We start from the raw sequence: 8,811 nt of genomic DNA, 5'->3' as shown, positions 1-8,811 counted from the left end.
ATGCAAAGGCACTTACCTGTAAGAACGTGGTGCCAGTAGGAATCCACTGCCACATCGGATCCCAGATCCTCTCGGTTGCACCCTTTGCAAAAGAGGCAGAGGTGCTGATGGAGGTCGTTGCTGACCTGCACAAGATGGGCGTTGCGTTCAAGTTCGTGGATCTCGGCGGGGGTCTCGGGGTCTGCTATGAGCATACCGGAGATCCGGCACCGGCATTTGATGCTTACGCAGATGCCGTCATGCCGGTGATCACGAGTACCTTCACCAAACTCGGGATCTCACCAGAGATATGGATTGAGCCCGGCAGATCCATGGTCTGTGACTCTACCATCCTGCTCACCAGGGTGAACTCAGTAAAGCCGGCACACAAGACCTTCGTGAACGTGGATGCCGGGTTCAACACTCTGATCAGACCGGCGATGTACGACTCGTATCATGAGGTAATTGTAGCAAACCGTGCCGGTGAGAAGCCGGATGGAACGTATACCATCACCGGCCCGATATGTGAGACCGGAGATATCCTTGCCCATGACCGGGAACTCCCCGAAGTGCATGCCGGCGACCTTATCGCTCTGCTCGATGCCGGAGCATACGGATACTCGATGGCATCCCAGTACAATGGCAGGGGAAGATGTGCCGAGGTACTGGTGAAAGGGGATAAAGCCGCCCTGATGCGTAGGGCAGAGACCCTCGAAGACCTGCTGGCAGCAGTGGTAACACCCCCATGGCTGTAACCAGCCTGTCTCTTCTTTCAACTCCTGCCGGAACGATGAATATCAGGGAGGAAGCCTGTGGTCCGGTACCATTACGCACTTGTTGATGACCTGATCAGCAGGGAAGAGTTCGATCGCAGAATCGAAGCGAAAATCGAAGCATGCGGCAACCTTACCGACGATGTTACCGCTGCGCTGATGGTGGTCAGGGATCTGGACCGATCACATGTGCCGATCAAAGGGTTGCGGGGCCGATCCTCACTCTTCTGTTTTTACGCCAAGGTTCTTGCCTGTTCAGAGGTGAAGGAGTTTGACCGGCCTGACGGGAATAAAGGGCTGGTTGCACGGCTCACGGTAGCAGACGAGACAGGACAGACCGATCTGGTCTTCTGGGATGAACAGGCCGCAGCAATACGGGAGTCGTTTGAGATCGGTGAGGTTCTTGAGGTTATCGGCAGGCATGGTAAGAGTCTGAAAGAGATTCTGCCCTTGAATCTGCGAAAGACCCATGTCGAAATCAACTGTGGTATGACCCCGAAAGAGCACAAACAGCCTGAACGCAAAGACTTTGATCTCCTGATCATCAGCCTGCAGCCGGCCAAGTCGTTCACCAGGAGGGACGGAACCAGTGGAGAGATGATCAGCGGGATCGTCGGGGATACTGCCGGAACTGCACGGCTGCTCTGCTGGGATGCTGCCATGCTTACCGGTTGTACGCCAGGAACCGCCGTGACTGCAGCCGGAGCACTGGAGAAGGAAGGAGACTTTGGCGGCAGGGAGATCGTGATCGATGAGAACACCGTGCTCACCCCTGCAGAGCAGCGGCCGGATATTCCCCATATCTTGCTCGGGGAAGTAAAGCCTGATCAGACCGTGACCGTATCAGGAAATCTTGTTCAGGTGCAGCCACCCCGTCCATTCACGAGAAGGGATGGAACCCCCTCATGGGTCAGAAATGTCAGGATATCAGACGGAACTGCCACCCTACCGCTGGTGATCTGGGATGACGAGGCTTCACGGCCGCTTCTGCCAGGCGAGAAGGTGATCATCTATCATGTACCGGCACGGGTAGGCAGAACCGGCGAGACCGAACTTTCACTGGGGAGGGGAAGTTGTCTCCTGATCGTTCCAGACGGACCAGGAGAGCCGGTTACCATCGACGGGACGATCATTGATACTCCGGAAGGGAAGGTCATCGATGACGGCGTGCAGTCATTTCTGGTTGAAGGACCATACCCACATGGGGCTGAGATCATCCTGCAGGGAGTCGTCAGTAAAAAGAGGCTGTTTGTCACCGGGAACAGGCAATCAGAACTTTCTGTTGAGACATTGAGAGCGAACCTGAATGAGTTGCTCCAGAACCTGGGATGAACTCAAAACATTACTTTCATCCGGTGATTTGCACGCCCATATAATTGTTGCCCATGTTACTAGTCTTTTTTTCAGGGAAATTCCCACCCCTGTCCCGATTTTTTGTCTGATCCGGACATGAACGAAACGAACCCACCGATCTTCCAGACTGGAGAGGGACATCCGGATAAAAGAAGGCCATAGCAGGAGTTTTACCGGCATAATTCCTCATAAGATCTCTCTCCGCGAAAGTATCAATATGAGGGAAATCGCCATAATTTAAAAATTGGGAGGAGGAACAATAAATTTAAGCAGGCAGTAAAAGTGCACCATTCACTTTCGCCCTGTTTCTTGTAACCTTAAATACTGACGTGGAGGATGGGTAGAGTAGGGATAGAACATTATGGCAGCAGAAGCATACCAACTTGAGGACATACCCGGTGTCGGACCAACCACTGCAGAAAAACTCCGTGAAGCAGGATACGAGAGCATCGAAAAAATAGCACAATCGACCGCCTCTGAACTGTATGAGTCTGCTGAGATTGGAGAGGGAACTGCACGCAAGATGATTAAGTGGTGTATCTCACAGACCACTGACGGTGAAGTGTCAGGTGAGTCAGGTTCATCAGATGCCAGGGTTGAGTTAGCGCTTATGAATGTCAAAAGACTGGAAATAGAAGATATCCCGGGCGTGGGGCCAGCTATCGCAGAAAAACTCCGCGACGGAGGATTTCTGACCATCGAGTCTATCGCAACCGCCACTTCATCTACACTCTCCGAGGCTGCTGAGATCGGAGAATCAACCGCAAAGAAGATGATCAAGTGGTGCCGGGAACAGGCAGATATCGGGGGATTCAAGACCGGGACCGAGGTCTTTGAGGCACGACTGCTCATCAAGAAATTGAGGACGCTCGTCCCTGAGGTCGATGGACTGCTGGGAGGAGGATTTGAAACCCAGGCCATCACCGAACTTTACGGCGAGTTCGGGTCAGGAAAGTCACAGATCGTTCACCAGCTCGCGGTCAATGTCCAGCTCCCCGAAGAACTCGGCGGTCTTGACGGATCGGTCATCTACGTGGATACCGAGAACACATTCAGACCAGAACGTATCGAGCAGATGGTAAACGGACTTGAGATTGAAGGTGCTGATCCCCAGGAGTTTCTCAAGAACATTCATGTTGCCCGGGCCCAGACCTCTGATCACCAGATGCTCCTGATCGAGAACTCGCACGAACTTGCCGAGGAACTCAAGAGCCAGGGCAAACCGGTGAAACTAATTATTGTTGATTCACTGACCGGCCTTTTCAGGTCTGAGTATGCAGGTAGGGGAACCCTTGCCGAGCGACAGCAGAAACTGAACCGACATATGCATGATATCTTCAAACTCTGTGATGAGTACAACGCAATCGGGCTTGTAACCAATCAGGTAATGTCAAACCCGGCAGTCTTCTTCGGAGATCCGACCAAGCCGATCGGGGGAAACATCGTCGGACATACGGCAACATTCAGAATATATCTGCGAAAGAGCAAAGGAGGAAAGCGTATCTTCAGACTGGTAGACAGCCCGAATCTGCCAGATGGTGAAGCTACCTTCCTCGTAGAAGAGGGTGGCCTCAGGGCTTGTTAAGTTGTGCTACGAGCAGTCATTACCGATATAGACGGAACACTCACCGATGAACGACGACGGTTGAGTACGTGTGCAATTGAGACCATTCGTACGCTACAGGATAACGGGATCGAGGTAGTGCTCGCAAGCGGGAACACCTCCTGTATCCTGAAAGGCCTTTCCAAACTGATCGGAACAAGCGGAACCTTCATTGGTGAGAACGGAGGGGTATACAGGGTTGGATTTACCGGGGATCTGAAGATCCTCCCCAGCCGCCAGGTTGCCCTTGATGCCCTGGACCTCCTGAACCGGCATTTTCAAGAGCAGGGGATTTCCCTTGATATGTTCTCTCCCCGGGAACGGTTTGCTGACGTGGCATTTGCCCGGAATGTTCCGGTCGGGGAGGTCAGGAGACTGCTCGCTGACTGGAACGTCACTGTTCTTGATACCAACTTTGCAATCCATATTCAGGAGAAAGGATACAGCAAGGGATCAACCTTCAGACATATTTCCGGTGATCTGGGGATTCCCCCTGAAGATTTTCTTGCAATCGGTGACTCAGAAAATGACACCGATATGATTCAGGCAGCGGGAACCGGATGTTGTGTTGCCAATGCTAGTGATGTGGTAAAAGAGGCTGCAACCTATGTATCTGCCATTCCATACGGAGAAGGATTTGTTGAGGTGATGAACCGGTTTTTTCCTCACATTTTAGCGAGATAACGGTCTACCACGATAAAATCCTTGATATCGCGGACTGACTCGAAGGGAACCATCATCCGGTCGCCATCGAGCTGGTATCCGGTGGTGTCAAAGGTTTCATCAGGCTCAATAATCAGATCGGTGATCTGACCGGTTTCGAAATCGACCATGAGGTTGCGCAGCTCGCCGATGGCTTTCCCGTCATTGGTCATAATCTGCTTGCGGGAGAGACTCCGTGCAAGTACCGCTTTCATAACAGATTTTTCAGTTGTATACGGTAATAAAGATACTTTTTTTGAACCGGGTTTTCTCAGGTTCGTACTGAAAATCATGCGATTATACCAAAGAGCGCTCGTCAAACGCAAGGCTTGCGATTTCACGAGGAGAGTCGCTGACAGAGGGAGTATCAGAGTAAAACCGTCTCACCCACAACCCAGTCAAGGTATCCCTGATAACCTTCCGTTACCGGGAGAGCGATGATTTCAGGGATTTCATACGGATGAACGGCCCTGATGGCAGCAATGAGTTCTTCAATGCACCCGGTTGGGGTCTTCATGATCAGGAGATCTTCTGTTTCATCACAGACATGCCCTTCCCACCGGTAAAGGGATCTGACCGGGGTAAGATTCACACAGGCAACAAGCCGGCGCTCCAGGAGTTCACGAGCGATCCGGGCAGATTCTTCAGGGGGAGCAGTACAGTACACGACCGAGATATCAGCAGGTTTTGGGTCATCCATGGATAGTTCTCGGTTTTCCGGGTATATCAGGATCTGGGTAGTAGATCAACGCTACCAACATGTTTAAGTGGGTATGCGTCGTTCTTATAATGCATCTGTGCTGTTGTGGCCTAGCTGGTTAGGGCGCCAGACTCATAAGAGAAATCTGAGATATCTGGAGGTCGCGGGTTCGGATCCCGTCAACAGCATTACGACATTGTGTTCGGATCTGCTACCTTACTTCTTAAAATAGAGGAAATATGGGGTGCGGATCCATAGTTTTGGCTATTTTTTTATTTAAGTATCAGTAATCATACCTCAATTTTTACGCCCCTGCGTCCATGCCTCTCACCCCTAACCCCTCTCCCCACACCAAACCCGAGGGGAGAGGGGACGGGGCGTAGATCGCAGATGGCCAATTGATAAACGAATCGGGAAAAAGACGGATAAATGGGGGGTTTAAAAGGATAGGAGGAACACGGCCATGTGGTGATTATCTGGGATCATATCGAGGCACACAATCCCAAGCACAAGCGGGAGGATGTGAACCACCCGCTCATGTGTTCCCCGCCGTTCTCACGGCAATACAGTATCTGGCATTCTTCCTTATAGTTTCCTACCGGGAAGATTCACCAGGTCATCGAGGAGACAACGATCTCAACTTTTCCGGCCTTGTTAACCTTGTTCGCCATGAAAACGCCACGAACTACCGACGCATAGCGCTGATACGTCAGGATCATCGCTATCCCATTCGAGACAGCCATCACCAGAGAAATCACGGCAACGACGCTCATAACGTTCATGATCCACCTCCATACTCTACATACTCGGTTACGTTCATCCTGCCCGCCTGTTCATCCGAAGATGTAAACATGCATCTCCAGGACTCTTCTTCTGGTATGCTGGTCTGTGCAGTGTACTCATACACTCCGAGTGGACCAGATGACGAGATCCGTGTCTGTACATCAACAGTTTGATAAAAATCAAGTGAACGGGTAACGGTTGAGTGGTCAGTTGTGAATATGAGCCCGGCATAAGACCGGTCCCCGGTCCCGGATGACTTGATCCAGCTGGACCCGTCAACCGAGATCGAAGACGTGATCAGGTCTGCCGACATCCAGCCAGCCAGGGCACGACAAACGATGCCAGCGGCTAAAAATATCTTCTGCATCTTCATCAGCCTCAAATGATGAAAAATGAGAGAGATCTTCAGACCAGTGCTGATATGGTGTCAGCCTAGGTCTCAACTGTGGTGAGGATGGAATCTGCCTCATACCCGGATACGACGACGCTGTCACGCTTGAAGGTGACGTTGTAGTATTCTCCGTTGGATGCATGACATTTCAGGGTGCAACTCAAGGAGTCATCTGAGTTGTCATGCGAAGGAGTTCCACCCATCGCGGTGTTGATAGCGGAGGCTGCTACGATGGTACTGATATCAGTGCTGAAGGCTGAAGACGTAGGAGCCCGGACCGAAATCTGACCGACGGCCTTAACCAGGACATTTTCATAGACTACCTTGCCGGAGTAATATTCAGTTCCCTGGACTACACCGGCGACGGTTGCACCGCTTGAGGTGTAGGATACACATCCACACGGGTTGTTTTCGATAACATCCTGAATAAGTGCCAGGAAGTTCGCTACGGTATCAATCTTGTTGGTGAGTTTCCTCTCCGCAGATTTGGTTGCAGATTTGGTTTTAAAGCCTGCCATTGTTCGACCCCGCCGCTTTTATGTCGCGGCTGAATAAAGATCGATGGCTATATATATGGGCATTTAAACGAGCGTCTAACGAAAACCGGGATATGTCGCGATTCTGAAACGGGCAGATTAAAGTTATCATTTCTATAACATCCTGATTATTGGCTTTTAGAAGTATAATAACTCCTTTAGCGTGAAGAATTCCTCATGCTTAAAATAATGGAACCCAGATATTTGATTGCATAGGTTAAATTTCAAATTCAAACGATTATAATTTTTCTACACCCAAATCTAAATTTTTATTACTAATTCTGGTTCATGATATTTCTGAATCATTCAAATTCATAAATAATTCTTAATGGAAAATTTTACTTAAATCTCTCAAATCAATTGTTCTCAATTAAAACCTTCAGTAATCGCAATTACAAATCGAAATATTCATTTTGCAATACTTTCATTGATTTGATTGATGACAAAAATCGTTCAAAATGTAAAACAATTTAGAAAATTTTTCATTAGTCTAATTTCTGTAGCGATTCTTTGCTCTATTTTAACACCTATCGTTTTCGCGAAAAATGACAACACAATATCAGATACCTCAGAATCAGGGTGTTCAATGGTTGGCACCTGGAGTTGGATGGATGTGTATGATAACACTTTCTTTTCGAACCATTCATCGAATTCAGTCTATAAATCAAATGGAACGTTAGGTCTTGATGGGGTCTGGGTTCAATCTGGAAATAAGATCACCATTATCTGGGGAGATGGAAAATATGCAGATGACTTAGTATTATCTTCAGATTGCAATTCAATAGTCGGAAAAAACCAACTAAATGACCGTGTATGGGGGACCAGATTTGTTTCTCAACCAAACAATAAAGAATCAGACTTAACAGACACATCAACCATAAAGTCAAGTAAATCTGATTCTGGTACATCTGAATCTAACCAGTATTCGTCTCCTGGTTACTCCCCCTTTGTAAATGGAGGATATTCTTCTGGTTACTCAAATTCTGTTACCGATAATTCAAATCTCAATACAATATCTGATCTAATAATCACTGATCCACATGGAACTGATGATAAATCCATTGACTGGATTACAAGAGGGAGTGAATTCCAGGTACAAGGCGATAATAGTGAAGCGATTAAGTCATTTGACGAGGCGCTAAAGATTGATCCCAACAATGAAGTAGCATGGAATAATAAGGGGACTGCTTTAATCGGATTAGGGGAGTTTGATCAAGCTATTGAAGCATTTAATAATGCAATCGAGTCTAACGGTAAATATGAAGATGCGTTGATCAATAAAGGTATCATACTCAAATTCCAGGGAAAGTATGATGAAGCTATTGAAGCTTTTAACAAGGCATTAGCAATTAATCCGAATAATACTAAAGCCTTAAATGAGAAAACAGCAACCGAAACTCAAGCTGGCAATAATAACGGAATGGGTACTCCAACAATCACAGTATCAGAAACACCAACATCTACTCCAACAGTAACAGAAACTGAAACTCCTACGAAAACACCAACACCTACTCCAACAGCATCTTCAGGATCTTCTAATTCTTGCTGTGCAAATTTACAGGCATGTCACGGTGATGTCGATTGTTTTGAAGCAACTGGATGTACTATGATGGACATCGGGGATCCTACCGAATGTCCTTTTGACGTTATTTAATAGAAAGGGGATTTAATCCCATATGTCATAAGTTAAGGAAAAACAGAGGCAATATCCCATTCTTCTGTTAATCTGCCGCTCGGCATGTAAAAATTCCAAATACGGAATTTTTTTGCGATGAGTATAATGTCGGTGCAACAATTATCCCAGATTCAGCAGTCCTTTATGAAAAATAATATTTTTCGTACTCTACTCCTAGCAACTTGACAATTTTCCGAATGTTTTCATCCAGATTAAGGACTCTGGTGACGACTTTTCCTTCAATCCGTAACGATAACTCCCTCATTCTTCGAAACATGAAGAATACCCATCTCATCGTAGGTTTTTGAGTTGGCTT

General features: G+C 47.9%; 9 protein-coding genes, 1 tRNA gene and 3 pseudogenes. 7 read left to right on the top strand and 6 right to left on the bottom strand.

Going from position 1 to position 8,811, the window contains the following annotated elements:
• From LUQ50_RS06960 to LUQ50_RS06940, 5 genes and pseudogenes are all read left to right on the top strand, one after another.
• A pseudogene (locus LUQ50_RS06960) lies at positions 1-734 on the top strand (diaminopimelate decarboxylase); the annotation flags it as partial.
• A 57-nt stretch (positions 735-791) separates the two neighbouring features.
• Positions 792-2,084, top strand: a complete 1,293-nt coding sequence (locus tag LUQ50_RS06955; protein WP_300038197.1) for an OB-fold nucleic acid binding domain-containing protein — start codon at positions 792-794, stop codon at positions 2,082-2,084.
• 382 nt (positions 2,085-2,466) lie between these two features.
• Positions 2,467-2,622: pseudogene (locus LUQ50_RS06950) on the top strand (helix-hairpin-helix domain-containing protein); the annotation flags it as partial.
• 93 nt (positions 2,623-2,715) lie between these two features.
• Positions 2,716-3,690, top strand: coding sequence for a DNA repair and recombination protein RadA (radA, locus tag LUQ50_RS06945; protein WP_300038200.1), 975 nt, complete (start codon positions 2,716-2,718; stop codon positions 3,688-3,690).
• 3 nt (positions 3,691-3,693) lie between these two features.
• Positions 3,694-4,392 carry a phosphoglycolate phosphatase gene (locus LUQ50_RS06940; RefSeq protein ID WP_300038195.1) on the top strand — a complete coding sequence of 233 codons (699 nt, stop codon included), beginning with the start codon at positions 3,694-3,696 and terminating at the stop codon, positions 4,390-4,392.
• Here the strand turns inward: LUQ50_RS06940 and LUQ50_RS06935 are convergent.
• Positions 4,374-4,625 carry a PRC-barrel domain-containing protein gene (locus LUQ50_RS06935; protein ID WP_300038192.1) on the bottom strand — a complete coding sequence of 84 codons (252 nt, stop codon included), beginning with the start codon at positions 4,623-4,625 and terminating at the stop codon, positions 4,374-4,376. The genes LUQ50_RS06940 and LUQ50_RS06935 overlap by 19 nt on opposite strands.
• 152 nt (positions 4,626-4,777) lie before the next feature.
• Positions 4,778-5,110 (bottom strand): divalent-cation tolerance protein CutA, encoded by a 333-nt coding sequence (gene cutA / locus LUQ50_RS06930; RefSeq protein WP_300038189.1) that lies wholly within the window; start codon positions 5,108-5,110, stop codon positions 4,778-4,780.
• Positions 5,111-5,209: 99 nt separating this feature from the next.
• On the opposite strand from cutA, the gene LUQ50_RS06925 reads away from it, so the two are divergent.
• A tRNA-Met gene (locus LUQ50_RS06925) sits at positions 5,210-5,298 on the top strand.
• A gap of 420 nt (positions 5,299-5,718) precedes the next feature.
• Here the strand turns inward: LUQ50_RS06925 and LUQ50_RS06920 are convergent.
• From LUQ50_RS06920 to LUQ50_RS06910, 3 genes are all read right to left on the bottom strand, one after another.
• Positions 5,719-5,892: a hypothetical protein gene (locus tag LUQ50_RS06920; RefSeq protein WP_300038186.1), complete on the bottom strand. Its 174-nt coding sequence runs from the start codon at positions 5,890-5,892 to the stop codon at positions 5,719-5,721.
• On the bottom strand, positions 5,889-6,260 hold the full coding sequence (locus LUQ50_RS06915; RefSeq protein ID WP_300038183.1) for a hypothetical protein: 372 nt from the start codon (positions 6,258-6,260) through the stop codon (positions 5,889-5,891). The genes LUQ50_RS06920 and LUQ50_RS06915 overlap by 4 nt, the downstream gene beginning before the upstream one ends.
• Positions 6,261-6,325: 65 nt before the next feature.
• Complete coding sequence (locus LUQ50_RS06910) at positions 6,326-6,802, bottom strand: hypothetical protein (protein WP_300038180.1); 477 nt, start codon at positions 6,800-6,802, stop codon at positions 6,326-6,328.
• A gap of 457 nt (positions 6,803-7,259) precedes the next feature.
• On the opposite strand from LUQ50_RS06910, the gene LUQ50_RS06905 reads away from it, so the two are divergent.
• A complete protein-coding gene (locus LUQ50_RS06905) occupies positions 7,260-8,474 on the top strand; it encodes a tetratricopeptide repeat protein (protein ID WP_300038177.1) in 1,215 nt (404 codons plus the stop codon).
• A 163-nt stretch (positions 8,475-8,637) separates the two neighbouring features.
• Here the strand turns inward: LUQ50_RS06905 and LUQ50_RS06900 are convergent.
• Positions 8,638-8,811: pseudogene (locus LUQ50_RS06900) on the bottom strand (IS1634 family transposase); the annotation flags it as partial.

Origin of the sequence: Methanospirillum sp. (assembly GCF_028679455.1) — an archaeon.
Classification (GTDB): Archaea; Halobacteriota; Methanomicrobia; order Methanomicrobiales; family Methanospirillaceae; genus Methanospirillum.
The sequence above is the reverse complement of the archived record's forward strand: the minus strand, read 5'-3'. Positions and strand labels throughout refer to the sequence as shown.